A 26,427-nucleotide genomic window follows, 5' to 3' on the forward strand; every position below is an offset into this window, starting at 1 on the left:
TCTCTGAGCTGGGAATTCATATGGTTGGGGGGTCTATAGCTGACATCGATGGCCCGCGATCGTCGTCATGAGGTCAAACGGGTCTTAATGGTGGCCCTCACCATCAACGTGACCATGACGTTGCTCAAGATGGTGGTGGGTCTAGCGAGCGGATCACTCGCTGTCATCGCAGACGCGATGCACAGCGCGACCGACGCCCTTTCAAGTTTGACCGGACTGATCACAAATGGGCTCTCGGATCCGAAACCGGATCGTGATCATCCCTATGGCCATCACAAATATGAAGGAATTGGAGCTCTGGCGGTGGCCGGTTTCATCTTCTTCACGGCGATCGAAATTCTGATCACGTCCGGCGAACGTCTCACGGAGGGGTTGCCCGAACTGCGGATCAATGCAACGGAGCTGTTGCTGCTCCTGCTCGTGCTCGTCTTCAACCTTCTGCTCGCAAGCTACGAGCGACGTCAGGGACGCCGATTAAACAGTCAATTGCTCTTAGCCGATGCCCACCACACCACGAGTGACATCTGGACCACTGTGATTGTGCTCGTGGGACTCACAGGAGCCTGGCTGCTCAAGATCAGCTGGCTCGACGTCGCCCTTGCCATGCCACTTGCCGTGCTTCTGATCCGTGTCTGCTGGCAAGTTTTACGCGACAACCTCCCCTGGCTTGTGGATCACATAGCCATTGCACCCGAAGCCATCAATGAGCAGGCGTTGGGTGTCCCTGGAGTCCTGAATTGCCATGACATCGCCAGCAGAGGAATCCTGGGACAACAAGTCTTTATTGACATGCACATGGTGGTGGATGTCGATGACCTGGTTGCGGCGCATCAAATCACGGAACGGGTCGAAGAGCGCCTGGAATCCCACTTCGGCCCCGTTCGCTGCACCATTCATCTCGAACCTCGGGACTACGCCGAGCAAGTGATCACCTTTCGTGGAACCCATGGATAAGCAAGGAGATCAAGAAAGGAGGCCTCTAGAAGTTCAATGATGCGTCACACTTGCGCCTGATTCCAGGCCTCGGGCCATGACTGATTCCAACCGCGATTCCCGTCAACAGGGCAGACAAGGTGAGGGCGGCGGGGGCTCCCGTGGCGGCCGCAATTCCGGCAGCCGAGAAGGGGGCGGATTCCGTATTCGACTCAGTGACAACGAAATGCGTGCGGTGAGAGCCCTACAAGAGGCTTTCAATCTGCGTTCAACCGTTGCGGTGCTGGGGTTTGCGGTTCGCACTCTTGCTCAAATGCTGGAGGACGGACAACTCACGGAGCTGGTCGCTCAGCAGAAAGCCCAGGGCGGCGGACGGCGATCCGACGATGGACGCGGAGAAGGCAATCGAGGGGAACGGAATCGGACACCACGTCCTGATCCTTTTGCACGACCAGCAAAACCCCAACCGCCTGCACCTGAGCCAGAAGCTGCTTCGGAGCCAGAAGCTGCAGCAGAACCAGAGACTGCTCCTGAAGAAGACGCTTCTTCAGACGCCAGCGCGAGTGATGCGACTGACACACAAGCGACTGACGACAACCCTGAGACAGGAGCCTGATCGATGGGGCGGCCGAGGGTTCTCTCCGGCGTTCAACCAACAGGGGCTCTTCATTTGGGCAACTGGTTGGGCGCCATTCGCAATTGGGTGGATTTGCAGCACGACAACGACACATTCTTTTGTGTCGTTGATCTGCATGCCGTCACCGTTCCACACCAACCGGATCGCTTAGCGGGGGACACCCTCAGCACTGCAGCCCTCTACCTGGCCTGCGGTCTTGATCCTGCTAAGTCCACCGTCTTTGTCCAAAGTCATGTCAAAGCTCACAGCGAGCTGTGCTGGCTTCTGAACTGCGTCACGCCCCTCAACTGGCTTGAGCGCATGATTCAGTTCAAGGAAAAGGCCGTGAAGCAAGGCGACAACGTGTCGGTAGGCCTTCTTGACTACCCAGTGCTGATGGCCGCCGACATCCTTTTGTATGACGCAGACCTTGTGCCTGTTGGCGAAGATCAGAAACAACATTTGGAATTGGCGCGCGACATCGCCCAACAACGCATCAACGCGCGCTTCGGCTCAGAGGATCAACCGCTACTACAGGTGCCCAAGCCCTTGATCATGCGCGAAGGGGCGAGGGTGATGAGCCTCACGGATGGCCGCAACAAGATGAGCAAAAGCGATCCAAACGACAACAGTCGGATCACCCTGCTTGATCCACCTGCCCTGATCACCAAAAAAATTAAACGCGCCAAAACGGACCCTCAAATGGGTCTTGAGTTCAGCAACCCTGATCGACCGGAAACCGACAACCTCCTAGGCCTCTACGCGCTGCTGAGTGGCAAAGGCCGGGCAGCCGCGGCCGCTGAATGTGCAGAGATGGGCTGGGGCACGTTCAAGCCCCTCCTGGCAGAGGCCGCCGTGAGTGCTCTTGAGCCGATCCAAAGCCGATACAACGAACTGATGAATGATCGCGCCGAGCTGGAGAACGTGCTGAAACAAGGCCGTGACCGGGCTGAAGGCGTGGCCACAGCCACCGTGGATCGCGTACGCAAAGCCATGGGCTTCCTGGCGACTTAATGATTGAAGGGACCTTTGAAAAGATTATCTAATGTTTAAAGCTTGCTGAGAAGTCTTGACGCCAAACCCGAGAAATGCCAGCAATAACCAGCCAAATCAGCGTGTCTCGCGAGTCTCAAGCAGGGATTAATTAAGTGTTTCTGCTCATGCACAACCAGCACTCACTCGTCAAGACCGGTCCCAAGCGCCTCGCCAAAGGCTTCCCATCCTGACGAAGGTGGCGGTTCCATTACGGAACATCACCTTTTGCTGAGCTCCTTCAACAAGCTGCCTCTTGCCGTCTTACCTGCTGTCCGCCAAGCCAGCGGTGTTGGTGTTCTCAGCGTGGGGTTGCTATTGGGTCTCGGACACAGCCTTCATGCCGAACGCTCCAGCGAAAGGGTTGAACAAGCAGAAGAAGTGGCATCAGCACTTCAACAGGACGTCAAGACGGATCACAAAGCCACTCCTTATTCGATCACTCCGGAACGACGTGCCCTGCTCAACACCATTCGCTACGCGGAAGGGACCTGGAAGGACGGCAAAGACCTTGGCTATCGCACCCTCTATGGAGGCGGCCAGTTTGAGGATCTCTCCAAACATCCAGAGAAGGTGGTCGTGAAGCGTTATGTCAGCGCCGCAGCAGGGGCCTATCAGTTTTTGCCAACCACCTGGCAAGAGGTTTCAGGTCGTTTGAAATTGCCTAGTTTTTCTCCAGAACACCAAGACCAAGCGGCTCTTCATCTGGTCAAGAGACGCGGAGCCCTCAACGAGGTGGACCAGAAAGGCTTAACAGCTGAAGCCATGAATAGCCTCGCTCCTGAATGGGCTTCCTTTCCCACCCATTCGGGACGCAGTGCCTACGGTCAGCCCGTCAAAACTCACGCTGAGCTAGCAAGTTTCTATTCAAAAAATCTGCAGAAGCTTCGTCAAGGCGCCTAGAGCGAGTTCTTCGCCTTCGCCTCCGAAACCCGGGCTGCGAGAGCCCAAACCTCGATCACGAGCTGATGCCAAGGAGTCATCGACTCCATCGAGATGGCCATCGCCGCCGGAGTGGCATTCACAAGGGCTCTAGTGGCCGTAATGGCCCGAAGCCCTTCATCAATGCGCACCCCCATCACTTCGCGTTCGTCCGGAGTCATCACGGAATCCGGGCATGACGCTAGAAGCTCCTGGCCACGCTTGAACCAGTGGTTGAAGTCGTTGAGCAAAGAGTCCAACAAGGATTCGAGCAGAGCATCCGCGTCCTGATTCATTGCTTGTTCAACGCACCCCCATAGGATGGCGGGCCTTGAACAGGAAACGGTGAGCAGCGTCGCAGCAACCACTCCAGCCCCTACCGCGCCTGTGGTTCTGCCCAAGACCAGCGACAGCGAGAACCTGCTGAAGATTCGCCACTCGATGAGCCATGTGATGGCCATGGCGGTTCAGAAGCTGTTTCCCCAAGCCCAAGTGACCATTGGTCCCTGGACTGAAACAGGCTTTTATTACGACTTCGATAATCCAGAACCCTTCACGGAAGCCGATCTCAAGGCGATCAAGAAGGAGATGGGAAAAATCATCGGCCGCAAGCTTCCGTTAGAGCGCATTGAAGTCAGTCGCGATGAGGCAGAACGTCGCATCAAGGCCCAAAACGAACCCTACAAACTGGAAATTCTCGAGCGCCTGGTCGAGCCAATCACGCTCTACACCCTGGGGGAACAGTGGTGGGATCTCTGTGCTGGCCCGCATGTGGCCAACACGAGCGAACTGAATCCAAAAGCCTTTGAGCTCGAAAGTGTGGCGGGTGCTTACTGGCGTGGTGACGAAACCAAGGCTCAGCTCCAACGTATTTACGGCACTGCATGGGAAACCGCCGAGCAACTGTCTGAGCACAGACGCCGCAAAGAAGAAGCACTCCGTCGGGATCACCGCCGCCTCGGCAAAGATCTCGATCTGTTCTCCATCGAAGACGAAGCGGGAGCCGGACTTGTGTTCTGGCATCCCCGGGGCGCACGCATGCGTCTGCTGATTGAAGACTTCTGGAAGCAAGCGCATTTCGAAGGGGATTACGAACTGCTGTACACGCCCCACGTCGCGGACATCAGTCTCTGGAAGACCTCAGGTCACCTCGACTTCTATGCGGAAAGCATGTTTGGCCCCATGGAGGTTGATGAGAGGCAGTACCAGCTCAAACCGATGAACTGTCCGTTCCACGTTTTGACCTACGCCAGCAAACTGCGCAGCTACCGAGAACTCCCGATCCGATGGGCGGAACTCGGAACTGTTTACCGCTATGAGCGACCTGGGGTGATGCATGGGCTCATGCGAGTGCGTGGCTTCACGCAAGACGATGCACACGTTTTCTGCCTACCAGAACAGATCAGTGATGAGATTTTGCGCATCCTCAATCTCACAGAAAGAATTCTGTCGACATTCGATTTCAGCAACTACGAGATCAACCTTTCCACCAAACCAGACAAAGCCATTGGCGATGACGCTGTCTGGGAACTCGCCACCAAAGGCCTGATCGAAGCTCTTGAGCGCAAGGGCTGGGACTACAAAATTGATGAGGGTGGCGGAGCCTTTTACGGACCCAAAATCGACCTGAAAATTGAGGATGCGATTGGGCGGATGTGGCAGTGCTCCACCATTCAGCTCGATTTCAACCTGCCTGAGCGTTTCGCCCTTGACTACATAGCTGCTGATGGCAGCAAACAGCGCCCGATCATGATTCACCGGGCCATCTTCGGGTCACTGGAACGGTTTTTCGGAATCATGACCGAAAACTATGCGGGAGATTTCCCGTTTTGGCTCGCTCCAGAACAGATCCGGCTGCTTCCCGTCACTGATGAAGTTCTGGGTTACGCGGAAGAACTGCAAACCCAGCTCAAAGCAGCTGGAATTCGCGCCAGCATTGACCGCAGTGGAGACCGCCTCGGGAAGCTGATCCGTACGGGTGAGCAGATGAAAATCCCAGTGCTCGCTGTGATTGGAGCCAAAGAAGCTGAACAGGGCGCTGCCAGCCTGCGCAGCCGCCGCGATGGAGACCTGGGTGTGATCACCAAGGAGCGTTTGATCTCAACAGCACAATCGGCAAACCAAGATCGGCAGGCATCGCTCTCTTTTGCCGGCAGTGGGAGCATCGGGGAATGAGCGATCCAGCCATCACGGCTCTGGCCGACCTCAATCGATTGCGCACGGCCCCAGCGCTTAGTGCGCGCGAGCGCAAGGATCTCAAAAGCGAACTCATCGCTGCGATGCAGCCTTTCGCCTGGTTCACGGTTGGCGTCATGGCCTCCTCGTCCACGGAAGCCATGCGCTGTCTTCGCGACCTTGAACTGGCGATGGGATGGCCTGCCATGCGACTCGAAGACGAAACGGACATTGACAGCGGCGTTTTTCTCAAAGCCAACCAATCCACCGGTTTCATTCGCATCCGAGAGGAGGCGGGACTGGGCGAAGGCGTCTTGATCAGCGGACATCAAAGCGAGTTGGCACAAGTTGGCTCACAGTCAGGGCCGACCTGGGGGCCGCTGCCTCTGGACCTTTTTCGAGACTGAGCGTTCCAGACACGCATCAAGACTTGTCGATTTCGAGCACAGCCATCAGCCTTGGGCTGAGATGCGCCGACAGATCCAATGCAGGCAACCACCTACCTGGCCGGGGATCTCGGTGGCACCAAAACGCTCTTAGCGATCTACAGCGATCAAAACGGCAAGCTGAAACAAGAGCATGTCCAGCGTTACGTGTCGGCAGAATGGACGTCTCTCGAATCGATGCTCAAGCACTTCCTGCAAACGAGCCCAGACACCAACGGCACGCCTCAAACCAGTTGCTTTGCCGTCGCAGGTCCGGTTAAAAACCGCGCTGCTGAACTCACCAATTTGGGGTGGAGCATCAGCCAGGAGTCGTTGCAACAATCGGCGGGTTTGGAGCGAGTTGAGCTCGTCAACGATTTCGCCGTTCTGATCTACGGCCTGCCGCATTTCAGCGACAGTCAGCAGATCACGCTTCAAGCCGGATCAGGATTGGATTCAGAAGGCAGCCAAGCCGAGCGAGGTCCCGTCGCCATTCTTGGAGCGGGAACAGGCTTGGGGATGGCTCGGGGACTTCCGAGCAAGACAGGCTTGATTGCGTTACCCAGCGAGGGGGGACACAGAGAGTTCGCTCCCCGTTGCAACGATGAATGGGCCCTTGTGCAATGGCTCAAGCGCGATCTCTCCCTCGAGCGAATCTCCGTGGAGAGAGTTGTCAGCGGAACCGGTTTGGGCCATGTCATGAACTGGATGCTCCAGCAGGCTGAGAACGCAACGCACCCGCTTCAAGAGAAAGCCAAGGCGTGGAGATACAACACACCAGACCAACCCGGCTATCACGATCTCCCCGCTTCCACATGCCAATACGCCCAAGCCGGCGACAGCATCGCGAACGCGGCGATGACGCTATGGCTCAGTGCCTACGGAGCAGCGGCCGGGGACCTGGCGCTCCAAGAATTGTGCACGGGTGGGCTCTGGATCGGTGGGGGCACAGCCGAAAAAAACCAAGCTGGTTTGAAGTCCATTCATTTCTTAAATTCCCTGCGCCAGAAAGGGCGGTTTAAGCCGTTTTTGGAAGGTTTGACAGTGCGTGCTGTCATTGATCCTGGCGCTGGTCTGTTTAGTGCTGCCTGCAGAGCACGAGAACTGGCTGAGTCGAGTGGGACACTGACTTGAGTGGAAACGCAGGGATGGCGCAGCCGCGTATCGGCCAAACAGTGGTGGTGGACGTTCCCGCTACCACCGCCAACATTGGCCCAGGATTCGACTGTCTAGGCGCTGCTCTGGATCTCAACAACCGTTTCACCATGCGCCGCATTGATGGCGATGGAGAGCGATTTGAACTGATTATCGAGGGACAGGAGGGGTCTCATCTACGGGGAGGACCAGACAACCTCGTGTATCGAGCCGCTCAGCGGGTCTGGAAAGCAGCCGGCCAGGAGCCCATCGCCATTGAGGCTCGCGTGCGTTTAGCCGTTCCTCCAGCCAGGGGGCTAGGCAGCAGCGCCACAGCCATCGTGGCGGGACTTGTGGGTGCCAATGCCTTGGTTGGAGAACCTCTCAGTCGAGAAAAACTGCTGGAGCTCGCCATTGATATCGAAGGACACCCAGACAACGTTGTGCCTTCGCTTCTGGGAGGACTGTGCATGACAGCCAAGGCTGCGTCTCAACGCTGGCGCGTGGTGCGTTGCGAATGGATGCACAGCATCAAGGCAGTCGTTGCGATCCCCGCCATTCGTCTCAGCACCAGCGAAGCGAGACGGGCCATGCCCAAATCGGTCCCCATCGGAGATGCAGTGGTCAACCTTGGTGCCCTCACCCTGCTGCTGCAAGGTCTAAGGACCGGAAACGGCGATTTGATCTCAGACGGAATGCATGATCGGTTGCATGAGCCCTATCGCTGGAGGCTCATCAAAGGCGGGCAGGAAGTCAAAGAAGCTGCCATAGCAGCTGGAGCCTGGGGATGTGCCATCAGCGGCGCAGGGCCAAGCATCTTGGCGCTGTGCGCAGAAGAGAGAGGACCAGCCGTGAGTCATGCCATGGTGAAGGCTTGGGAAGCGGCGGGCGTCGCTAGTCGCGCTCCACTGCTTAACCTTCAAACGGCTGGGAGCCACTGGCAGCCCAAAGAGGCTGGGTAAAATTACTCAGCACAGCCCCTGGGGCTGATAAGTTCAATCACAATCTTGCGAATGCCATGGACGCCAATTTGCCGCTGACGGCTGCGTCCCAGGCAGCGTTCCCCTGGCTCTCACTCATCGTTTTGCTTCCTGCAGCGATGGCTCTCTTGATGCCATTGCTTCCAGGAGACGACTCGCAGCAATCTCCTTTGCCGCGAAATCTGGCCATCGGCGTCCTCCTCGTCGATCTCGTCCTAATGCTGGTGGTCTTTAGCCGCCATTTCGACCCCAGCGATAGCAGTCTCCAACTCGTGGAACGCGTGAGCTGGGTTCCATCGATCGGTTTGGAATGGTCCCTCGGAGCCGATGGACTTTCAGCGCCACTTGTGGTGCTCAGCGGACTTGTCACGCTTTTATCCGTAGCCGCCAGCTGGAACGTTCAACACAAGACCAAGTTGTACTTCGGTCTTTTGCTCGTCCAAGCCTCAGCCCAAGGACTGGTCTTCCTCTCGCAGGATTTCCTGCTGTTCTTCCTCGCTTGGGAGCTGGAACTCGTCCCTGTGTATCTCCTGATTGCGATCTGGGGAGGAAGCAATCGTCAATATGCAGCCACAAAATTCATCCTCTACACCGCTGTCGCGTCCCTGCTGATCCTGATAAGCGGTCTTGCCCTGGCCCTCTCCGGAGACACGTTCACGCTCAACCTGTCTGAACTTGCTGCGCGTTCCCCTGGTGGAACATTCGGACTGCTCTGTTACCTCGGATTCTTGATTGGCTTCGGGGTGAAGTTACCGATGTTTCCTCTTCACACCTGGCTCCCTGACGCCCACGGAGAAGCCAATGCTCCTGTATCGATGCTGCTCGCTGGTGTGTTGTTGAAAATGGGCGGATATGCCCTGTTGCGCTTCAACGTTCAAATGCTTCCGGAAGCGCATCTTGTTCTTGCGCCAGCACTCATCGTTCTCGGCATCGTCAACATCATTTATGGAGCGTTGAACGCCTTCGCTCAAGACAATGTCAAACGGCGCATCGCCTGCAGCTCCGTTAGCCATATGGGCTTTGTGCTGCTTGGAATCGGTGCCGTGGATGCCCTCGGTCTGAGTGGTGCCATGCTCCAAATGATCAGTCACGGACTGATTGCAGCGGCCATGTTCTTCGTGACCGGCTGTTTTTACGAACGCACCAAAACCCTGTCTATCCCCAACATGGGCGGACTTGCCAAGGTGCTGCCAATCACCTTTGCCTTTTTTCTCGCCAGCTCCCTGGCATCCCTTGCCCTTCCAGGCATGAGCGGATTCATCAGTGAAATCACCATCTTCTTGGGCGTCACCAATCAGGAAAATTTCACCACCTTGTTCCGCGTCACCACCGTGGCCATTGCAGCGATTGGTCTGGTGCTCACCCCGATGTATCTGCTCTCCATGTGCAGGCGCGTGTTCTTCGGGCCACGAATCCCAGCTTTGGCCTTCATCGATGACATGCGGCCTAGAGAACTGGTAATCGGGCTCACCCTGATGGTTCCCACATTGGTGATTGGCGTTTGGCCCCGTATCGCCATGGATTTCTACGAAGCAGCCACCGATGCTCTCGCCAGTGATCTCGGCACTCATAGCCTGATTGCACTCACGACCCTGCTGCCGGCGGGCTGACAGCGATGACCAAACCAGAACTCTTGCGCGGACATGGCTTACCGCGCTTCGAGGCCATCGATGCATCCCAGGTAAAAGCGCATATCCCAGCCCTGATCCAGGAATTGGAAGATCAGCTGAGCATGCTGGAATCCACTCTTCAGCAACGCTTGTCTGACAACACACCGCTGAGCTGGGATGAGGTGATGACACCCCTTCACCTGCTTGGGGAACGCTTGCGCTGGAGCTGGGGGGTGGTGAGCCATCTCAACGGCGTCTGCAACAGTCCTGAGCTGCGCGAAGCCCATGCGGCGCAGCAACCCGATGTCGTGCGTTTCAGCAACCGCGCTGGGCAGAGCCAAGTCATCCACCAAGCACTGGAAAGGCTTCAACAGAACCCCAGTCATCCGTTGGACTCCACCCAAACCCGGATCCTTGATGCCGAGCTGCTGTCGATGCGCCATCGAGGAGTGGGTTTGAACGGAGCTGCCCAAAAGTCCTTCAATGAAGCCAGCGAACAACTCGCATCCCTGTCCACCCGATTCAGCAATCACGTTCTCGATGCCACCCAAGGCTGGACCCTTTTGGTGCATGACGCTGACCAACTCAAGGGCATACCAGAACGGGCCCTGCAAGCTTTGGCGGCTGCCGCCAAAGCTGCTGGAGATCAACATCGCGATGGACAAGAGCCCACAGCCTTGGAAGGGCCTTGGCGTCTGGGCCTCGATATGCCCCGATACCTCCCCGTACTGACCCATGCCGACAACCGCCATCTGAGAGAAACGGTTTACAGGGCTCAGGTGAGTCGGGCGAGCTCTGGAGAACTCGACAACACTCCTCTCATCGAGGAAATCCTGGACCTGAGGTCCCATCAAGCAGCACGGCTGGGCTATCAAAACTGGGCTGAGAAAAGCCTGGCTTCAAAAATGGCTGACAACGTCGAAGCCGTTGAAAGGCTTCTCGAAGAACTTCGCGTTGCCGCCCTGCCCGTCGCGGAACGAGAGATTGAAGAATTGAGGGACTGTGCCCGTCGTCATGGCGCAACAGAAGCTGATGCTTTCAGCGCCTGGGATGTGAGCTACTGGGCAGAGAAACTTCGTCAAGAGCGATTCAATCTCAATCAAGAAGCGTTGCGTCCATGGTTCCCACTGCCACAAGTGCTCGATGGCCTGTTCCATCTTTGCGAACGTTTGTTCTCCATCCAGATTGAAGCTGCTGATGGCGAAGCACCGATCTGGCATCAGGATGTGCGCTTTTTCCGAGTGAGCGATCAAGAGGGGAAGCCACTCGCAGCCTTTTATCTCGATCCCTTCAGCAGACCCGCCAGCAAACGAGGTGGAGCCTGGATGGATGAATGTCTGAACCGGTCTCGCAATTCTGAAGGTGAGATCACCCACCCTGTGGCCTATCTGATTTGCAATCAGACCCCTCCCGCCGGAGACATTCCAAGCCTGATGAGTTTTGAAGAGGTAGAGACCCTCTTCCATGAGTTTGGCCACGGCCTTCAACACATGCTCACCACGGTGGAACATCCCCAAGCCGCAGGCATCAACAATGTGGAATGGGACGCGGTGGAACTACCCAGTCAGTTCATGGAGAACTGGTGCCTTGATCGCCAAACCTTGATGGGAATGGCCCGTCATTGGAAAACAGGGGAGCCATTGCCTGAAGAGGACTACAACAAACTGCGCAACAGCCGCACCTTCATGCAGGGATGCGGAACGCTCCGCCAGGTTCATTTCGCCTTGACTGATCTACGTCTTCACAGCGTTTGGAGCCCCGAGCTTGGTCAATCCCCGGATGCCTTCAGACGGTCGATCGCAGAGACCACAACCGTGTTGCCACCGATTCCGGAAGACCGATTCCTTTGCGCCTTTGGCCATATTTTTGCTGGTGGTTACTCCGCTGGTTACTACTCCTACAAGTGGGCAGAGGTCTTAAGTGCCGATGCTTTTGCCGCTTTTGAGGAAGTGGGACTCGATCAGGAAGAGGACATCCAAGCCACCGGTCAACGCTTCCGAAACACGGTTTTGAGCCTCGGTGGCAGTCAAAGACCAGCGGATGTCTACAAGTCTTTCAGGGGGCGAACAGCCAGCACTGAGGCATTAATTCGCCACTCCGGCTTGGCAGTAGCAGGTCGTTGAGCTTGCAGGCATGGAGCATGACCTGCTTGCGCTGAGTTCCAGCTGGAACCTCTCTCAATCGGCCCATGTGCGGCTGATATCGCTGGAAGAGGCCCTTGAGCGCGGCAGTTTGAAAAAAGGGATTAGCCGTCGAGATTTTCTTGCGTTGATCCTTCATGACATTCAGCATCAACGCTTGCTCCCTCTACTCGCCATGCTGCCTCGGCGCTGGAGGCAGGAACCTGCCTCACTGCCGGAACAGCTGAGAGGCCTAGGACTCTTGCTTGGAGAGGGCCTGATCAGTCCGCTACTCCTTGCTGCATTCGCTGATGACTTACAGCACTTGCTACCTCCGAGCAAAAGCCCAAGCCGCTCAGCCTTAGATCGTTGGTGCCAGCGCTCTTGCAACGATCCTGGCCGCAGCCCATGGTCACTGCCCGATGGACTGGACACATGGAAATCGCAAGCCGCTGCATTCCTCCAGTCGCAAACCAAACCAAGCCAAGCAAAGCCTCGATTAGGGCTAGCGGCAGTGACCTCACTCGGGGGTGAGATTGCCTGGTGCAATCAGGGACTCTCCTATCTGCAGTCCATCGAGGCCAGACATCGGAACCAGCAAATGGCGCAAGTATTCAACGTTCTTGGAAGCAACGTTCTTGGGAGCCACCTGCCGGATCAACAGGGTGGCAACGTCGAGATCTATCAATTCGAAGGTCAGTCCTGCGGGAAGGACCTCATTCATTGCCTTCAAGCCAAAGGATGGACATGCCAGGCGAGAGTGCGCACCAGCGTGGCCAGCTTCGGGCTGGGAGCGAGTGCACCCAGTGCTGACGACAAGCATTGGGATCAAATCCCTCTTGCGGTTCCTTACCGAACGGGCTTGCAAGAGATCGACCAAACAGAGATCCATGCCTTGCTCCCCCACGCCTGCCTCGAAATGGAATTACAACCGCCAGAGGGTGAGGCAGTTCTGCTGCAGTACTACCAAGGCACAGAGGGTCTAAATGGCTGGGCCGCCATGAATGACTTGGATCGACCATGGCAAAACGGACGCTCCAACGGCACCGTCCGATACGGCCCAACCGTCTTTCGCGATCAACAACTTTCCGACGCCATTGATCTCTGCGAACTGATGGGCGCCATTCACAACAGCGAGGCCAGCATGGAGAACCTCCATCTCGGCGGATACGGAGCGATTGGCTTCTGCATCGACTCCACCGCGCTGCTGGAACAGGCGCTGACAGGGAGGACCAACCTGTTTCCACTCACGCTCGGAGGGTTATGGCGAGAACGGCTCAGAGCACAGCTGCATCACTTACTCGAGCAGAACATGCAGCCGAATGATGATGCGGTAGATCGCTACAAACGGGCCCTAGAAGAGATGCCTCAAGACGTTTATCACAATTCAGAGACCCGAAAAGATGCCAAGAGACGCCTTCTTGCGAGTCAACCGACGCAATCACCGTTCTTACTCATCCAACATCTCAACCTGAAGGGGCGCCAACCAAACTGCGTTCAAGTTCACGACAAATTGCAGCAACAACCTTATGGCGAAACGCCACACTAAAAGGTCCTGACGAACCGTTATGACTCATACGATCAATTTGGTAACGATGCAAGGAATGCGATCGCTGCCAACGATTCCAATTTGTAAGGGGCAATAAACTCAAGCGTCCGGGATAGGCGAGACGACCGAAAGCAGCAACAGGATCTTTGCTTCCAACAACCATCGCCACATCCTGAATACTTTCCAGAGCAGCATTGCCGCTAAACACCCCACAGACAGTAATCACTTGAACAGGACTGCAGCAAAGCTTTTGCAAGATTTCAGCAGTGCCAATAGCCATTTCAGCTCCGCCACTGTAACCAACCAAAACCACGCGAGATGCGTGCGAAGGATGAAAATCTAACCGCTCTAATCGTCGTGCAATTTTCAGAGCCAATTCATAATTCATGACAGGCCCATAACGACGATCAGACGAAATACCGACCTTAATAACATTATTTGCCTGAATACAAAACGCACAAATAAACCGAACAAAAGCGTTGGCATGATGCTCTTGAAGAGCAAACAATCGCTGCCAAAACCACCGGGAGTAAGAAGCAGCACGAAGACCAACATCCGTGATGGTATAAGCCTCAATCCCTTTCACTAACAGGGAATCATTGGCAATTTCAGATTCTAAGCAATTGAGAAACTCCTGAACTCTCGGCGGATGACTCTCTTCGCTTTGATGAATGCCATCGAGATACACCAAGAAATGGCGATGCACCGACCGCTTCTCTTCATTCCCAACAAACAAACCGCTGGCATCTGGAAAACTTTGCATCCACCCTTCCCAGAACACAAAATCAACCATCACCGAATACACACCCACCAAAGCCAAGACAACAACAATCACTCCTCCCGACACACCTAGAAGCTCTAAGAGAGACCCTGATTGCAGAAGAGAAGCTGCATCCCTCCGCACCACACCAACACCGATCAGCATCAAGATGCCCACCAAGATCAACACAGCAATCAGGACACGAGCCCCAAGACGAATGCTGTGCCTATGAGCGTGGACAACGGCGTTGCTTTTAGTCATCGCTGGATTTGGAGAGCAACTTCTTTCGCCAATGTGTCATAACTCGATCGCCATCTTTGCGAGAACAAAGCCCCTACAAGCATCAAAGCAATCACATAACCAGGAAGGCAAACAAATAGGGCGTGAAGAAAAGGAATTCCGTACATGGCATTAATTAAAACCACCATATTGAGATGCATCCAAGCAAGAAGTGTGACGGCAATCAGATCACTCACGTAAGGAGCTGCAACCAGTACATAAAAAAGGCCAGGCCAGAGTGCCACAGCCATCCGATTCCCAAAAGCAATGGGCTGTAAGGGGACCCCTTCCATCAAAGCCAGCATCAAACAATGACAAATAAGGCATAGCAAAAGAGCCAGGCTAAGAACGAGCGCATCCACCACCATGTGAAAAAAGATTTGCCTGGGCGTCAGTCGATTGGCAAGCAGAGAGAACAGATGGGACGCAGACATTGAAAAGCCGACAGCCACAAGAAGGCCCACACCTGTGTCAAGGGCCAGAAGAATCTGGCCCATCGAAACCAACTGCTCGTTAAGTTGCTGAATCATCAGCTCAGGAACGCTGAACTTGAGAACGCTGAACTTGAGGACGATTTACAATCCACACCACCATGATGGAAAGGACGGCACAGTAGAAACACCAAACAGAATTAAATGTTGCGCTATAGGTAATCCAGGTAAGGAAGATCGAGACAAAAATCAGCACGCCAAATAATTTCACAGCTCGATCACTAACCGCGACCAGGGGGAGAACAATAAAGCCCCAGTAAACAAGCTCACCAACAGGCTCTGTATTCACAAAATTATGGAAGATACTTTGCAGATTCGAAACGTCATACATCAATCGACCGTTACTAAATACGGACGGCTGAAGAGCTGGGGGATTGAGCAACAAAGGAACATAGAAAAAGATACCCAAAACGGTTGCAACAATGGCCACCCATTTCAAACGTCTTTGTAGACCAACTGAATCTGTCGTTCGACTAATAGACCAAGCGCTCCATGGAATCCAAATCATCCAAAAACAATAAGCAAAGAATAAAAATCCAAGACCAGCTATAGATGTCAACGGTTCAATCTTTCCACCGACGATTCCAGTCCACTCCAGACCCTCTACAAATTGCTGAACACCAAAAAAGAAAGGCACGAGTGCTAATCGTTTATATCCAGGTTGTTCAGCCTTAGAGGCAAGGTGATGGGAATACAGCCCTAAGGGCATGAGGACCGCAGACGCCGTGAAACTCGCAGAAGCCGAGAAGCACATGAGTTTTAAGCAAAATCAACGAACGACCAAGCTTGTCCACATACGCCAGAGTTGTCAGTCAATCAATGAAGAAGTGCTTCGATTAGTAGATCAAGCGATCTGGGATGTGACATCAACTGCTGATGCGTCCAGACGGGCACAGCTGAGCTCTTCCCAATTGGAAGCACGGCTTGCCACCCAGGGCACACCATGAGATCCCAACGGCAAAAGAAGCTGATGCACTCCACAGCCTGCAAGTCGAAATAATTCCCATTCAAAGAGCGCAGCAGGGGACTACCACGCTTCATGTCTGCCAAACCAGCGAACAACCAGGCTGGAACGCACTGGGCGGTGAGTGTTCCCTGTTGGGGGCTACCGACGCTAAGGAACCGATGCGTTCGCTTGGCACCTCCCAACTCTTGGAGCCAAGTCCGAGCAATCACCCCACCCATGGAAAAACCAAGAATGTCAATCGACGTCTCCAGTCCCCACCGTTCTTGAATCAGGCCATCCAGCTGCTGAGCGAGCTGGCGAAGAGGGGTCGCACCAAAGCGATGGGGCAAATGGGGAGACATCACCGGACGATCTTGACCTTCAAGACGACGCTCCAGACGAGAGAACAGCCGAGGCGTATCAAGAAGACCGTGCACTAAAACGAGAGGCCGGCTGGAAGCTTCAGATGGCATCAATGGCCCTGCTCAGCTGACCAGTTGCGCCGACGCTCCAGCGCGACAGCACCTGTAAAACCAGCAATCGGAGGCTGGCACTTCTGGAGGACCAGGTGCATAGGCAAGGGACCATAAAGACGTTCTAGAACCTCAAAGATCTCCTCACTGAAACGCTCGATGGTGAGGCAACACAAATCTCTGGCCAACTCCTGAAGTGCCAGCACTGCCAGGCTGTAATCAGCGGTCGCGCTGAGATCGTCCGACCTCGCCGATTCACTGAGATCTAAACCCAACGAGATATCGAGCTGAAACCATTGACCATCCCGTCGTTCATGGTCCAGCACTCCAACATGAGCCCAGAGGCGGAGATCTCGGATATGGATCAAATCCATAGCTATCAGGTTGTAGCGGTTGGTAAATCGCGGTGGCTGAACTGTGCGCGCCCACCAGCAAAATCCGCAGCAAGGTGCCCCTCACCACGCAATCGGTAGCGATAGGTCACCAACCCTTCCAACCCGACAGGTCCGCGCGGGGGCAAGGTCTGGGTGCTGATGCCAACTTCTGCGCCAAAGCCATAGCGGAAACCATCCGCAAAACGGGTTGAGCAATTGTGATAGACACCAGCGCTATCCACGGCCCGCAAGAACCGTTCTGCGGTGTCTTGATTGACCGTCGCAATCGCCTCCGTATGGCGTGAGCCATACCTCTGAATGTGTTCGAGGGCCTCGTCGAAATCCTTCACCACTCGCACAGCAAGCACGAGATCCAGATACTCCTCACTCCAATCTTCGCTGGTTGCAGCCTGCTCCACCCCAAAGCCTCGACTGGTCTCATCGCCACGCAAGCAGACACCAGCATTTTTAAAAGCAGGAACAGCCTCTTTCAGAAAGCTCGGCGCAATTTTCTGATGCACCAGGAGCGTCTCGATCGCATTACAAGCCGCCGGATACTGGGTTTTGCTGTCGATCGCAATGCGCAAGGCCTGTGCGCAATCAACCTCTTTGTCCACATATAGATGGCAAACACCATCGGCATGGCCAAGAACCGGAATTCGGGTGTTGTCCTGAATGAAACGAACCAGCTCGTTGCTACCCCGGGGAATAATCAAATCCACAAGACCATCGAGGCGAAGCAAAGCCAAGCTCTCCGCTCGGGTTGTGAGTAAATCCAACGCATCAGCAGACACCGATGTGCCAGCCAAGCCCTCTTTCAACGCCTGCATCACAGCTTGATTCGTGCACTTGGCCTCGCTGCCACCCTTCAGGATTGCGCCATTGCCTGAGCGAATGGCAAGGGCAGCGATTTGGATCACCGCATCAGGCCTGGCCTCAAAAATCACCCCTAAAACTCCAAGGGGCACCGTGACGCGCTCCAACACCAACCCATCGGCAAGCTCGCGATGCAATTGCCTGGCCCCCAGAGGGTCATGCAGTTCCGACAATTGACGAACGCCATCAATGGCTCCAGCCAGTTTGCCCGCGTCCAATTTGAGACGAGCCACCAACGCAGGAGCCAAACCATCCGCGGAAGCCTGAGCGAGATCGTCCGCATTGGCAGCAACGATGAGATCGGCTTGGGCCTCCAGAGACGCGGCCATCGCCATCAGCGCCTGTTGACGCTGTTGGTTGGAACTCTGACCCAAACCAACAGCGGCACGCCGAACGGCTGTAGCCAAGCGCAAAAGATCAGCTGATGGTTCTGGCACACCCTGACTGTTCATCGTCGCGCGCGTGTTCTTTGCTTCATCATCTCGTTTCACGTCACGTCAAGCGTTCGATTGCTAATCGGGCTGCGCCAAGTCGGCCTGCACCGTTACCGAGCGCACAGACGTCAATACGCAGACCTTGACGACTCATGGCCTGAACCCTTTGAGCAACCTCCTTGCGCACGGAAGGCAGGAAATGGGTCGCAGCGCCAGAAATCCCGCCACCCACCAGCACCAGTTCTGGCGTGAACATGTAAACCAACGAGCTGATCCCTACGCCAAGAGTGCTCCCATAACGGGACCACACCGCTTGGGCTTCCGCATCACCATTCGCGGCCAAAGCTGCCAATTCGACTGGATCTCCATCCCACAACCTCCTCAACGCCGAGATGCTGGCGAATTGTTCGAGACTGCCTCGATTGCCGCTGTTGCAGGGTGGCCCCTCGGGATCGAGACCGATCAGACCCGGCTCGGCCGCGGCCCCATTGTGTCCCGTGAATAGCTGGCCGAATAGCATGACCCCTCCGCCCACACCAGTTCCGAGAGTGAGCATCACCACATCGGAATACCCCTTGGCCGCCCCCTTCCATGCCTCTCCGACCAATGCACAGTTGCCATCGTTGGCGAGAGTGACCCGACGCTGGAGACGAGGCTCAAGCCAATCGGCAAGCGGAACCTCCTCCCAGCCAGGCAAGTTGATGCAAACCCTCGCCACACGGGCCTCCACATCCATCGGACCCGGCAACCCAATCCCAACGATCGAGGCGCGACGATCAGGATCCAAGGCTTCAATCGCCTCTACCAAGGCAACACAAACAGCACCTGGCGTAGCCGGCTGAGGGGTCTGCAGCTGCTGATCCTCAAGAAGATGACCATCGATTGAGAAGCGACCTAACTTAATGGCCGTTCCACCCAAATCGATTCCAATCACTTCAGGAGGATTCATCATTTAAAAGCGGAAGAAAAGCTGCAATTGGCTTTGCCAAGTACCTTGCGTATCAACAGAACCTGAAATGCTTAATTTTTGGTCTATTTGATAACTAAGGCTTCCCTGAGGAGGAATATCATTGCGATTAGGCGCAGCCAATATGGACAAGTCAAAACGATCAGAAACATTCACTCCAAAATCGGTCACAATTGCCATTTGTGGTGGAACACGCCCTGACACTCGCTCGCCATCGTTATCAACTACAGGCGTAACATAAGTAGGATAAAGAGCAAATTGAAGCCTCTGATTAAAAGCATCAGTAAACGTTCCCAATAATGGTGAAAGCAAAGATTGACCAAGCACCGCGGCTAAAGCAGTCCCTGCACCTGCACCAGTAAGCCCAGCTAACGAGTTACCGCCAATCAAACCAAGCAACTGGGTCTGCGACATTGGAGGAGAACTTCTTAGACGAATACTATTAGAGAGAAGATTGGCTGGACCTTCAGCTTGAAGATTCACTTTCACTAAACGTAATTGACCTCCAGCACCAAGGGCACCTGTGCCATTGGTATCAAAAACAGTTGTGGTTGAGGGATTATTGCCAACACCCAGATTAACGCTATCTGAGACACTAGTCTCCATTGCAATGTCCACATAAGGGATCAGCCCCTGCGAAGGAGTAAAGACTGCCACATTCGGAGCTTTGCGATCCAAATTAAAGGTACTGGTAAACATCGAAACCCGCCCTGAAAGCAATTGCAAGACGCCTCGCAACTCAATATCTGAATCCAAAGGACCATTCACTGTGATCAATCCCGCCGTCGTAAAGTTAGCTATAGGTTGCACTTGAACCTTTAAGCGAGGGCCAAACTTTACCCTGAAATCATTAAAGTTAACGAAGGGCAAATCAGGCACCGATGCTTTAACGCTTCTGCTTGGGTCTTCCTCAATATTTGGACCAAGCAATACAAGAGGCTCCTTGAAATTCCAATCTTCTTCAAGCAGATCATTTACTGAAACCAAAGGTCCAGAGACCACCTGATCTTCTTTCTGACCACTGTTACCATTATTTAATCTTAATCTAGAGAACATTGATTGTTGCGGAGTAATCGCCCCTTCACTCAACTGAAGATTCCCTTGGAAATCAGGACTCACCAATGCACCACTCACGCGAAGATCAGCAGCAATCGCTAGGTCAGCCGTGGGCACCTTGATTCGGGCCTTTTCAATGGTGATGGCCAAAGGAACGTCTTCAGGCGCAGGCTTAAACAACGCCAGAGCACCACTGGCCTGAAGGATGCCAGAGGAACCAATTTTCCCCTTGAGTTCTTGTACCTCAAGGCGATCAAAATCGAAGACAACAGAAGTATTGACCTTGCTGACAATTTGGTCCTGAACAACAAATTTCCCGTCTTTCATCACGATGAATCCATTGGCCTCAGGGGCCCGAAGACTGCCTCCAATTAACAGTCTCAGATCAGTATCTCCCTGATTCCAAGCCACCACATCTCTCGAAAATCCAGCCAGGAAGTGAAGACCATCACCATGACTTTCCACCCGAACGTCTAAGGGGCGATCAGGCGTTAAGGGAACTTGCCCAATCACTGTCAGTGGCTCATCAGCCCCCTCTGCCCGCAAAGCCAAATCAAGCTGCAACGTCTCGTTGGAGAACAAAATCTGACCGCGATCAAGGGCAATCGGTTCCTGACCTACGCGTGCCTTCTCAAGCACAAGCTCGGTTGTCAGTACTGGTGAGCCTTCCCCCAAGCGATAGCTACCCGTAAGCCCAAGAGCCCCTTGCAGAGCAGAGGGAACCGGAGCCACCAGTGCAAGAAGGCTGAACGGCAGATGAACCAATGAAAAGCTGCCCTCGCCTGAAGAAAGAGGCCCCTTGAGCTCAGCGATGAACGGTTTCACCTGCAGAGCGATGTCTTCATCTTCACCATCGATCCAAAGATGACCACGCGCGGTGAGATCAATGTCGAGGCTATTGAGGTTTGGCCCCTGAAGATCAATCACAGCATCCACTTGCCCCCTTAGATCTTCAGGATGAAACGCTTCTTTCTCCCTGCGATCTCGACGGGCATCATCAAGGGCCCGTTGGGATCGCCTAAGCGCCTTCAACTGCCCATCCAGAGAGCCACCAAAGGTGTTGACCAGCAAGGTGCCTAAATCCGTGGCATCGCCCTGATCAGCAGGAAGTGACTGGGACAGCTGGGGGAGGCTGAGCGCACTGGCCGTTAGCCAGCGTGCACTGAGACCACGCGCCTGAATCTCGGCGTTGAGTCCAGCATTCCGATATCCATCAGCCTCAAACGTGATCTGTCCGCTATCGCGCGGCAACAGTTCCCCGCTGATGTCATAGCGATCATTTTTGTACTGAACCGTCATCAGGGCCTGGCGTAACTGGATCCCCAGCAATCCCGGTTGGGCAAGCTTCAGGTCGGCCGACATGCTCCAGGGCTGCAAACTCAAATCACCGGAACCACTCAAACGGCCATACACCCCTTCCCAACGCTGTTTTGGAGGCAACACCAACTCCAAACCATCCACACTCAGATCGTTCGCTGTCCAGCGATAGAGGGCAGGACTACCGCTGATCTGCAGCTCACCTTTCCTGCGCTGCAGGCGCACGGTTTCTGGCAACCAATTGCGCCCAAGTTGAGCATCCAATGAGCCAGGAATCACGGCTCCAACGGAGGCCATCTGGAGCTGACCGCCACCACCAGGTCGTCCTTCAAAGCGGCCTTGCCAACGTTCAACAAGACGAATAGCTCCCGCACGAGGGCTATGAACTTCGATCTGAAGATCAGGCTGTAACGACTGAAGAGGACCACGGACCTCCCCTTCGGCCGCAATCGTGCCATCCATCTCCGTCCCAATCAGAGAACCGATCCTGCTGAGCGGATAGGCCTGTAAGCGCAGATTGGATTCCAACGCGCCAACTTGCAGCCCACCTTTCCCGAGTTGAAGGGGCAAGACAGCATCAGCATTGAACTGAGGGCTCGTGAAGCGGTTCAGAGTCAACAAACCCTGCTCTGAAGACCAACCGGCCTTGAGCGACCAATGGTCAAGCAAGGGATTGCTCTCCTGGTTGAGCGCCAACTGAAGTTGAGGCGAGAGGCTGGGGCCAAACAGGCGCAACTCCCCCTTTAAAGGAGCCTTCGTGCCCAACAGCTCAGGAATCAAGGGCAGGCCCTTCCAGGCTTTCCCGACCACTTGCAGCTGCTTTGTCTTGACATCCAGCAGCGGAAACAAGGAACCCTGTGCCTTGATTGAGGCACCGGATGCTTCTAGAGAAAGGTTTTCAAGCCTGGCTTTCCATGCTTTCGGGCGACGCCCATCTCCGCGCACCTGCAGATCAATGGCAACGGGTTGATCCAGGACCTTGGCCTCTGGAAGTCTCCATTTTCCTGCAAGTTTGAAACGGGGCTGAGACCAGTCACCATCAAGGCTTAGAGCCAACTGATTGTCCTGGTTCAGCTCCTTCAAGGTGGCGCTTAAATCAAAGCGCTTATTGAGGTGAACCCGACCGCCCAGGTCGGCCCTGTAGGAGCCGTAACGCCACTGACTGCGTGGAATCGTGAGTCGATCTCGATCACAATTAAGACGCAATTGTTGCGATGCAAGTGCGTGCTGAAGCGGCTTGCCGCTAACGGTCAAGCCCACAACAGAGAGGCCACCCCCACAGCTGATTTGCCCTCGATTCCAATCAAAACTGAGATCACCACCCACCTGGCCCCCCAGCTCGATGGGCTGCGCCATCGGAAGCAACCCTTGCAAGCGGTTAAGGCGAATCCGCTTCAGTTGCGTGGTGAGCAGAAATTCAGGACGATCCCAGTGAGCACGCCCCTTTAGCTTCACCGTGCCTCGATCGGGCAGAGCGATTTGAAAGGCACCATCGGCCCATTTCTCATTGAGACGAAGACGCGCGGCTCCCGCCAAGGAGAGCTGAAGGTCAGAGGGCTCAACACGAATGTTGGCTGGATCGATGAGCCGCACACGAAGGTCGACGCGATGAAGGAACTCATTATTTGCCCGAGGGCCTGGCACCCAAAACTGTCCTTGTTGGTTGCGGTTGAGATTGAGTTTTGTCCCCTTCAGTCGGGCGACGACCACCAGCCGCAAGTGGCGAATGCTGGAGAGGGGATCAATCCCCAGGGTGAGTTTCTGCACACGCAGGGTCGACGCATCCTTCGTTCCAGGAAGAATCGTGATCGGTCCAATTCCGATTCCATCGAGCCCAAGTCCGCGATAAGGGCCAATCTCAATCGGATGCCCCAGAGGGACGGAAAATTGCTGTTCCAGGGAGGGACGCAAGCCATTGATGGCTCGTGCAATCAAGCGGTCAGCACTGAACCAAACGGCAGCAGCCACAACTGTGAGCCCCAGTCCAGAGATCACCACTCGTGGAGCCATCGCGCCTTTGCCTGTGCTCCGCATTGATGACCGTCATCCCAGCCAAGGTCGACGCAATATAGAGAGGAGATTTGTCCCTAACCAGCCCATGCCGCTTCCGGAATTATTGGAGGTATCCAGCAAATGGCTGGCCTGGAGTGGCCTGGGCCTCTCCGTTCTTACCGTGGTTGCCTTCGTAACCCGTTGGGGGCTGCGTTTTCGGCTTGTAGGCGTCAGTAGTTTCACGTTCTTGTTAGCCGTGAGCTGCTGGGCTTTTTCGATCAGTTATTCGCCCCCGGTGCGCATTGAAGGTGCTGTGCAGGTGCCGATTGTGTTTGATAACGGCACCGACCTCGTCGTGGCACAGGCTTCCAGTGGCTTTGCACAAGAAGCCATCACCCCCACCCTGAACCAAATCGCTGCGAACCTCCGCCCCGGAGGTCGCAACATGGAGGTCCGTGTTCGACTTCGGCAACTTCAAACCGAGAGCAAGGGCAGCTCAAGACCCGTGGTGCTTGGGGAAACCAAACGGGACTTCAGCCAGGGATGAGCGCAACTGCCCCTCTCCGTGGATTACCGCAAGGTTTTCGCGATGAACAACGGGATCTAACACAAGCTGGCATTACCAACTGGGGACAGCTAAGCGATCTGACAGATCAAAAGCTGAGCCGTCTTGTCGCCACTGGACGATCCACAGCACGAAACCTCAAACGTCTCCGCGGCATCGCTGATTTGGTGTGTTGTTTGGAACTTGCGCCAGCCGACGCGGCCCTATTGATGCACGCAGGCTTTGCCACAGTCGCGGCGATCGCAGGCTCTTCCCCGCAGGACATTACGAACCGGACCGGGCGTTTGGAACGCCAGTTGGGGAGTGGCAGAGCTCCGGTTGTGGATTTGGCGATAGCCAAACAGTGGATCCTGCGAGCCAAAGCCAGGCAAACCACGAACTGACCGTTCAACGCAGCAACCCAGGTCTTACCCCTTTGAAATGGTTTCAGTCATTTAAGGAGGAACCATGCGTCCCCTCCATCAGGGTCTCGGCAGGACTTGGACTTTTTGCCATCGGGCGATTAGGGGCCTATCACTTTCGTTGTTGATATCTGCTTCAGCAGGGTTTGCTCAATCAACCCTTCTCGAGAGTGTCAAACGAAACCCAGCGGAAGCCAAAGCGATGTGTCAGTCGTTCAAAGCCATGAACAGCAATGGCCAGTCCGCACTGTCACCCGAAGCGATCAATCAGCTGGCAAGTCAACGCAACCTCAGCACCAATAACGCTGAAATTTTGGCTACTTACGTGATCGGATTGCACTGCTCGGATGTTCGCTGATCAGATGTTGTCTGATCAAAAGTTCAAGGATCCAGAGTGCACTGATCAACAGTTCATAGACGCGACTTTGATCACTCCTGATGGCGTGAATCTGGTCGCGCGCATCTGGACACCGCAGGGGGCCGGTCCTTGGCCCACCCTGCTGATGAGACAACCCTATGGGCGGGCGATTGCTTCCACGGTGACCCTCCCCCACCCGCTCTGGTGGACCGACCAAGGGTTTGCAGTCGTCGTCCAAGACGTCCGCGGCCAGGGTAGCTCTGAGGGAACATTTCAAGGATTCGGCCAAGAAGCTCTCGACACCGCCGCGACCCTTACGTGGCTCCGCGAGCGGCCCGAATGCAACGGACGCATCGGCCTGTACGGACTGTCCTATCAAGGGCTGACCCAGCTGCTCGCACCAGCGGATTGCCAGGCTCCTGACTGCCTTGCGCCAGCCATGTGTGGCTTAGCTGAACGGGAGGATTGGAGTTGCGAAGGCGGCGCCCACTGGTGGCACCTCGGCGTTGGCTGGGGGTTGCAGCTGGCAGCCCTTCAGGCCAAGCGCCGCAACGATTCTGGCGCCTGGAACGAGATCTACAGCGCTTTGGTGGAAGGTCGCTATCTACGCGAAGGCGTCGAGCTCTTAGAGCGACATGACCCCCAGGGAATGGCTTTGCGCTGGTTGCGACAACCGGCAGATCAGGACGAGCGCTGGATTCTCCATCGCCCAGCGCAAACCTGGCTCCAGAAACCCATGCTGCTGATCGGCGGCTGGTGGGATCCCCATCTGCGGGGTCTCCTCGACCTTCTCCAAACGGCCCGATCCAGCGGCGGCAACCCCGAACTGCACATCGGCCCCGCCACCCATCTGCAGTGGTGGCCGGGAACGACCCAGCTTCTGCTGGATTTTTTCAATCAACATCTCAAACATCCCCCAACCCCCAGCCAAGACAAAACAACTGCGATCAGGCTTTGGGATCTAGGCGATGGGACCTGGTCAGGTCAGAGCGGAAACGAATGCAGCAAGGCCTCTTGGCATCTCCACAGCAATGGTTTGGCTTGCCTTGATGCCACCGATGGGCAATTGCTCGATGCCACGCTGCCTGGATCAGGAACCTGCGTCATCGTTCATGACCCATGGCGACCAGCACCGGCAGTTGGTGGGCATTTGAGTCCCACGGCGGGGCCGTGCGATCGGAAAATCGTTGATCAACGCTCGGACGTGGCCGTTTTTAGTTCCGAACCGCTCAAAACAGCTGTCCAGCTCTGCGGTCGCCCCCTTTTGAAACTCAAGGTATCCGCCGATCAGCCAGCCTTTGACCTCTGCGCGGCCGTGTCAAAACTCCCTGCTGATTGCGATGAGGTGCAGCAGATCTCAACCGGTGTGTTGCGGGTTCGACGGGACTTTGATGAGCCATCCAGCCCCATCACCCTGGAACTGCAGCCGCTGCTCGTGAGCTTCCAGCCTGGAGATCGGCTGCGTCTCTCACTTGCAGGGGCCTCATGGCCAGCCATCGCTGTCAATCCAGGAGCTGGTGACCAACGCTTTGGCCCCCCCACGAGCGATTGCCGCGTCATCACCCTTTGCCTGCAGCTGGATGGGGCGACACTGCAAATGGCGCCACTGCTCGTTCCCCAAGCCGGATGAACTCCGGCAAACT

General features: G+C 55.3%; 24 protein-coding genes. 15 read left to right on the forward strand and 9 right to left on the reverse strand.

The window, feature by feature from the left end; genetic code table 11:
- The first annotated feature begins 48 nt into the window (after positions 1–48).
- From SYN8016DRAFT_RS04945 to SYN8016DRAFT_RS04960, 4 genes are all read left to right on the forward strand, one after another.
- On the forward strand, positions 49–954 hold the full coding sequence (locus tag SYN8016DRAFT_RS04945) for a cation diffusion facilitator family transporter (protein WP_006853210.1): 906 nt from the start codon (positions 49–51) through the stop codon (positions 952–954).
- A gap of 76 nt (positions 955–1,030) precedes the next feature.
- Positions 1,031–1,549: a hypothetical protein gene (locus SYN8016DRAFT_RS04950; protein WP_006853211.1), complete on the forward strand. Its 519-nt coding sequence runs from the start codon at positions 1,031–1,033 to the stop codon at positions 1,547–1,549.
- Between the two features lie 3 nt (positions 1,550–1,552).
- The gene (trpS, locus tag SYN8016DRAFT_RS04955) at positions 1,553–2,563 is read left to right on the forward strand and encodes a tryptophan--tRNA ligase (protein WP_006853212.1); all 1,011 of its coding nucleotides are present in this window, start codon (positions 1,553–1,555) and stop codon (positions 2,561–2,563) included.
- 246 nt (positions 2,564–2,809) lie between these two features.
- On the forward strand, positions 2,810–3,484 hold the full coding sequence (locus SYN8016DRAFT_RS04960) for a glycoside hydrolase family 104 protein (protein WP_006853213.1): 675 nt from the start codon (positions 2,810–2,812) through the stop codon (positions 3,482–3,484).
- On the opposite strand, the gene SYN8016DRAFT_RS04965 is transcribed toward SYN8016DRAFT_RS04960, so the two are convergent.
- Entirely contained in the window at positions 3,481–3,798 is a 318-nt protein-coding gene (locus SYN8016DRAFT_RS04965; protein WP_006853214.1) for a DUF2605 domain-containing protein, read from the reverse strand. The genes SYN8016DRAFT_RS04960 and SYN8016DRAFT_RS04965 overlap by 4 nt on opposite strands.
- 25 nt (positions 3,799–3,823) lie before the next feature.
- On the opposite strand from SYN8016DRAFT_RS04965, the gene thrS reads away from it, so the two are divergent.
- The 7 genes from thrS to SYN8016DRAFT_RS05000 all read left to right on the forward strand — a co-directional run bounded on the left by thrS (position 3,824) and on the right by SYN8016DRAFT_RS05000 (position 13,495).
- A complete protein-coding gene (gene thrS / locus SYN8016DRAFT_RS04970; protein WP_006853215.1) occupies positions 3,824–5,677 on the forward strand; it encodes a threonine--tRNA ligase in 1,854 nt (617 codons plus the stop codon).
- Positions 5,674–6,084, forward strand: coding sequence for a DUF1824 family protein (locus SYN8016DRAFT_RS04975; protein ID WP_006853216.1), 411 nt, complete (start codon positions 5,674–5,676; stop codon positions 6,082–6,084). The genes thrS and SYN8016DRAFT_RS04975 overlap by 4 nt, the downstream gene beginning before the upstream one ends.
- A gap of 78 nt (positions 6,085–6,162) precedes the next feature.
- Entirely contained in the window at positions 6,163–7,236 is a 1,074-nt protein-coding gene (locus SYN8016DRAFT_RS04980) for a glucokinase (protein WP_006853217.1), read from the forward strand.
- A 14-nt stretch (positions 7,237–7,250) separates the two neighbouring features.
- Entirely contained in the window at positions 7,251–8,198 is a 948-nt protein-coding gene (thrB, locus tag SYN8016DRAFT_RS04985; protein WP_006853218.1) for a homoserine kinase, read from the forward strand.
- A 56-nt stretch (positions 8,199–8,254) separates the two neighbouring features.
- The gene (locus tag SYN8016DRAFT_RS04990; RefSeq protein ID WP_006853219.1) at positions 8,255–9,826 is read left to right on the forward strand and encodes an NAD(P)H-quinone oxidoreductase subunit 4; all 1,572 of its coding nucleotides are present in this window, start codon (positions 8,255–8,257) and stop codon (positions 9,824–9,826) included.
- Between the two features lie 5 nt (positions 9,827–9,831).
- Positions 9,832–11,949, forward strand: coding sequence for a M3 family metallopeptidase (locus SYN8016DRAFT_RS04995; RefSeq protein WP_006853220.1), 2,118 nt, complete (start codon positions 9,832–9,834; stop codon positions 11,947–11,949).
- A gap of 10 nt (positions 11,950–11,959) precedes the next feature.
- Positions 11,960–13,495: a hypothetical protein gene (locus tag SYN8016DRAFT_RS05000; protein ID WP_006853221.1), complete on the forward strand. Its 1,536-nt coding sequence runs from the start codon at positions 11,960–11,962 to the stop codon at positions 13,493–13,495.
- Here SYN8016DRAFT_RS05000 and SYN8016DRAFT_RS05005 read toward each other — a convergent pair.
- The 8 genes from SYN8016DRAFT_RS05005 to SYN8016DRAFT_RS05040 all read right to left on the reverse strand — a co-directional run bounded on the left by SYN8016DRAFT_RS05005 (position 13,413) and on the right by SYN8016DRAFT_RS05040 (position 23,502).
- On the reverse strand, positions 13,413–14,420 hold the full coding sequence (locus SYN8016DRAFT_RS05005) for an alpha/beta hydrolase (protein ID WP_253909782.1): 1,008 nt from the start codon (positions 14,418–14,420) through the stop codon (positions 13,413–13,415). The genes SYN8016DRAFT_RS05000 and SYN8016DRAFT_RS05005 overlap by 83 nt on opposite strands.
- A 92-nt stretch (positions 14,421–14,512) precedes the next feature.
- Positions 14,513–15,064, reverse strand: coding sequence for a hypothetical protein (locus SYN8016DRAFT_RS05010; RefSeq protein WP_006853223.1), 552 nt, complete (start codon positions 15,062–15,064; stop codon positions 14,513–14,515).
- 4 nt (positions 15,065–15,068) lie between these two features.
- Positions 15,069–15,779: a hypothetical protein gene (locus SYN8016DRAFT_RS05015; RefSeq protein ID WP_038013390.1), complete on the reverse strand. Its 711-nt coding sequence runs from the start codon at positions 15,777–15,779 to the stop codon at positions 15,069–15,071.
- 62 nt (positions 15,780–15,841) lie between these two features.
- Positions 15,842–16,444, reverse strand: a complete 603-nt coding sequence (locus SYN8016DRAFT_RS05020; RefSeq protein ID WP_006853225.1) for a triacylglycerol lipase — start codon at positions 16,442–16,444, stop codon at positions 15,842–15,844.
- A complete protein-coding gene (locus SYN8016DRAFT_RS05025) occupies positions 16,444–16,818 on the reverse strand; it encodes a dihydroneopterin aldolase (protein ID WP_006853226.1) in 375 nt (124 codons plus the stop codon). The genes SYN8016DRAFT_RS05020 and SYN8016DRAFT_RS05025 overlap by 1 nt, the downstream gene beginning before the upstream one ends.
- Positions 16,819–16,823: 5 nt before the next feature.
- Positions 16,824–18,146, reverse strand: a complete 1,323-nt coding sequence (locus tag SYN8016DRAFT_RS05030) for a glutamate-5-semialdehyde dehydrogenase (RefSeq protein WP_006853227.1) — start codon at positions 18,144–18,146, stop codon at positions 16,824–16,826.
- A gap of 40 nt (positions 18,147–18,186) precedes the next feature.
- Entirely contained in the window at positions 18,187–19,077 is an 891-nt protein-coding gene (locus tag SYN8016DRAFT_RS05035) for an ROK family protein (RefSeq protein WP_006853228.1), read from the reverse strand.
- A 3-nt stretch (positions 19,078–19,080) separates the two neighbouring features.
- Entirely contained in the window at positions 19,081–23,502 is a 4,422-nt protein-coding gene (locus SYN8016DRAFT_RS05040; RefSeq protein ID WP_006853229.1) for a translocation/assembly module TamB domain-containing protein, read from the reverse strand.
- 64 nt (positions 23,503–23,566) lie between these two features.
- On the opposite strand from SYN8016DRAFT_RS05040, the gene SYN8016DRAFT_RS05045 reads away from it, so the two are divergent.
- The 4 genes from SYN8016DRAFT_RS05045 to SYN8016DRAFT_RS05060 all read left to right on the forward strand — a co-directional run bounded on the left by SYN8016DRAFT_RS05045 (position 23,567) and on the right by SYN8016DRAFT_RS05060 (position 26,414).
- Positions 23,567–24,007, forward strand: coding sequence for a Ycf51 family protein (locus tag SYN8016DRAFT_RS05045; protein WP_006853230.1), 441 nt, complete (start codon positions 23,567–23,569; stop codon positions 24,005–24,007).
- Entirely contained in the window at positions 24,004–24,408 is a 405-nt protein-coding gene (locus tag SYN8016DRAFT_RS05050; protein WP_006853231.1) for a DUF4332 domain-containing protein, read from the forward strand. The genes SYN8016DRAFT_RS05045 and SYN8016DRAFT_RS05050 overlap by 4 nt, the downstream gene beginning before the upstream one ends.
- A 139-nt stretch (positions 24,409–24,547) precedes the next feature.
- Entirely contained in the window at positions 24,548–24,784 is a 237-nt protein-coding gene (locus tag SYN8016DRAFT_RS05055; protein WP_141561365.1) for a hypothetical protein, read from the forward strand.
- Positions 24,774–26,414, forward strand: coding sequence for a CocE/NonD family hydrolase (locus tag SYN8016DRAFT_RS05060; protein ID WP_006853233.1), 1,641 nt, complete (start codon positions 24,774–24,776; stop codon positions 26,412–26,414). Before SYN8016DRAFT_RS05055 ends, SYN8016DRAFT_RS05060 begins: the two co-directional genes overlap by 11 nt.
- Positions 26,415–26,427 lie beyond the last annotated feature (13 nt).

Origin of the sequence: Synechococcus sp. WH 8016 (assembly GCF_000230675.1) — a bacterium.
Classification (GTDB): Bacteria; Cyanobacteriota; Cyanobacteriia; order PCC-6307; family Cyanobiaceae; genus Synechococcus_C.

Bases quoted from the DNA above. Each gene is read 5' to 3' on its own strand.
- SYN8016DRAFT_RS05035 (WP_006853228.1), bottom strand. From the start codon at position 19,077: ATGAATCCTCCTGAAGTGATTGGAATCGATTTGGGTGGAACGGCCATT.
- SYN8016DRAFT_RS05025 (WP_006853226.1), bottom strand. From the start codon at position 16,818: ATGGATTTGATCCATATCCGAGATCTCCGCCTCTGGGCTCATGTTGGA.
- SYN8016DRAFT_RS04980 (WP_006853217.1), top strand. From the start codon at position 6,163: ATGCAGGCAACCACCTACCTGGCCGGGGATCTCGGTGGCACCAAAACG.
- SYN8016DRAFT_RS05000 (WP_006853221.1), top strand. From the start codon at position 11,960: ATGGAGCATGACCTGCTTGCGCTGAGTTCCAGCTGGAACCTCTCTCAA.
- SYN8016DRAFT_RS04995 (WP_006853220.1), top strand. From the start codon at position 9,832: ATGACCAAACCAGAACTCTTGCGCGGACATGGCTTACCGCGCTTCGAG.
- SYN8016DRAFT_RS05060 (WP_006853233.1), top strand. From the start codon at position 24,774: ATGTTCGCTGATCAGATGTTGTCTGATCAAAAGTTCAAGGATCCAGAG.
- thrS (WP_006853215.1), top strand. From the start codon at position 3,824: ATGGCGGGCCTTGAACAGGAAACGGTGAGCAGCGTCGCAGCAACCACT.
- SYN8016DRAFT_RS05030 (WP_006853227.1), bottom strand. From the start codon at position 18,146: ATGAACAGTCAGGGTGTGCCAGAACCATCAGCTGATCTTTTGCGCTTG.
- SYN8016DRAFT_RS05045 (WP_006853230.1), top strand. From the start codon at position 23,567: ATGCCGCTTCCGGAATTATTGGAGGTATCCAGCAAATGGCTGGCCTGG.
- SYN8016DRAFT_RS05015 (WP_038013390.1), bottom strand. From the start codon at position 15,779: ATGTGCTTCTCGGCTTCTGCGAGTTTCACGGCGTCTGCGGTCCTCATG.
- thrB (WP_006853218.1), top strand. From the start codon at position 7,251: ATGGCGCAGCCGCGTATCGGCCAAACAGTGGTGGTGGACGTTCCCGCT.
- trpS (WP_006853212.1), top strand. From the start codon at position 1,553: ATGGGGCGGCCGAGGGTTCTCTCCGGCGTTCAACCAACAGGGGCTCTT.
- SYN8016DRAFT_RS05020 (WP_006853225.1), bottom strand. From the start codon at position 16,444: ATGCCATCTGAAGCTTCCAGCCGGCCTCTCGTTTTAGTGCACGGTCTT.
- SYN8016DRAFT_RS04945 (WP_006853210.1), top strand. From the start codon at position 49: ATGGCCCGCGATCGTCGTCATGAGGTCAAACGGGTCTTAATGGTGGCC.
- SYN8016DRAFT_RS05050 (WP_006853231.1), top strand. From the start codon at position 24,004: ATGAGCGCAACTGCCCCTCTCCGTGGATTACCGCAAGGTTTTCGCGAT.
- SYN8016DRAFT_RS04965 (WP_006853214.1), bottom strand. From the start codon at position 3,798: ATGAATCAGGACGCGGATGCTCTGCTCGAATCCTTGTTGGACTCTTTG.
- SYN8016DRAFT_RS05010 (WP_006853223.1), bottom strand. From the start codon at position 15,064: ATGATTCAGCAACTTAACGAGCAGTTGGTTTCGATGGGCCAGATTCTT.
- SYN8016DRAFT_RS05040 (WP_006853229.1), bottom strand. From the start codon at position 23,502: ATGCGGAGCACAGGCAAAGGCGCGATGGCTCCACGAGTGGTGATCTCT.
- SYN8016DRAFT_RS04990 (WP_006853219.1), top strand. From the start codon at position 8,255: ATGGACGCCAATTTGCCGCTGACGGCTGCGTCCCAGGCAGCGTTCCCC.
- SYN8016DRAFT_RS04950 (WP_006853211.1), top strand. From the start codon at position 1,031: ATGACTGATTCCAACCGCGATTCCCGTCAACAGGGCAGACAAGGTGAG.
- SYN8016DRAFT_RS04975 (WP_006853216.1), top strand. From the start codon at position 5,674: ATGAGCGATCCAGCCATCACGGCTCTGGCCGACCTCAATCGATTGCGC.
- SYN8016DRAFT_RS05005 (WP_253909782.1), bottom strand. From the start codon at position 14,420: ATGCTGATCGGTGTTGGTGTGGTGCGGAGGGATGCAGCTTCTCTTCTG.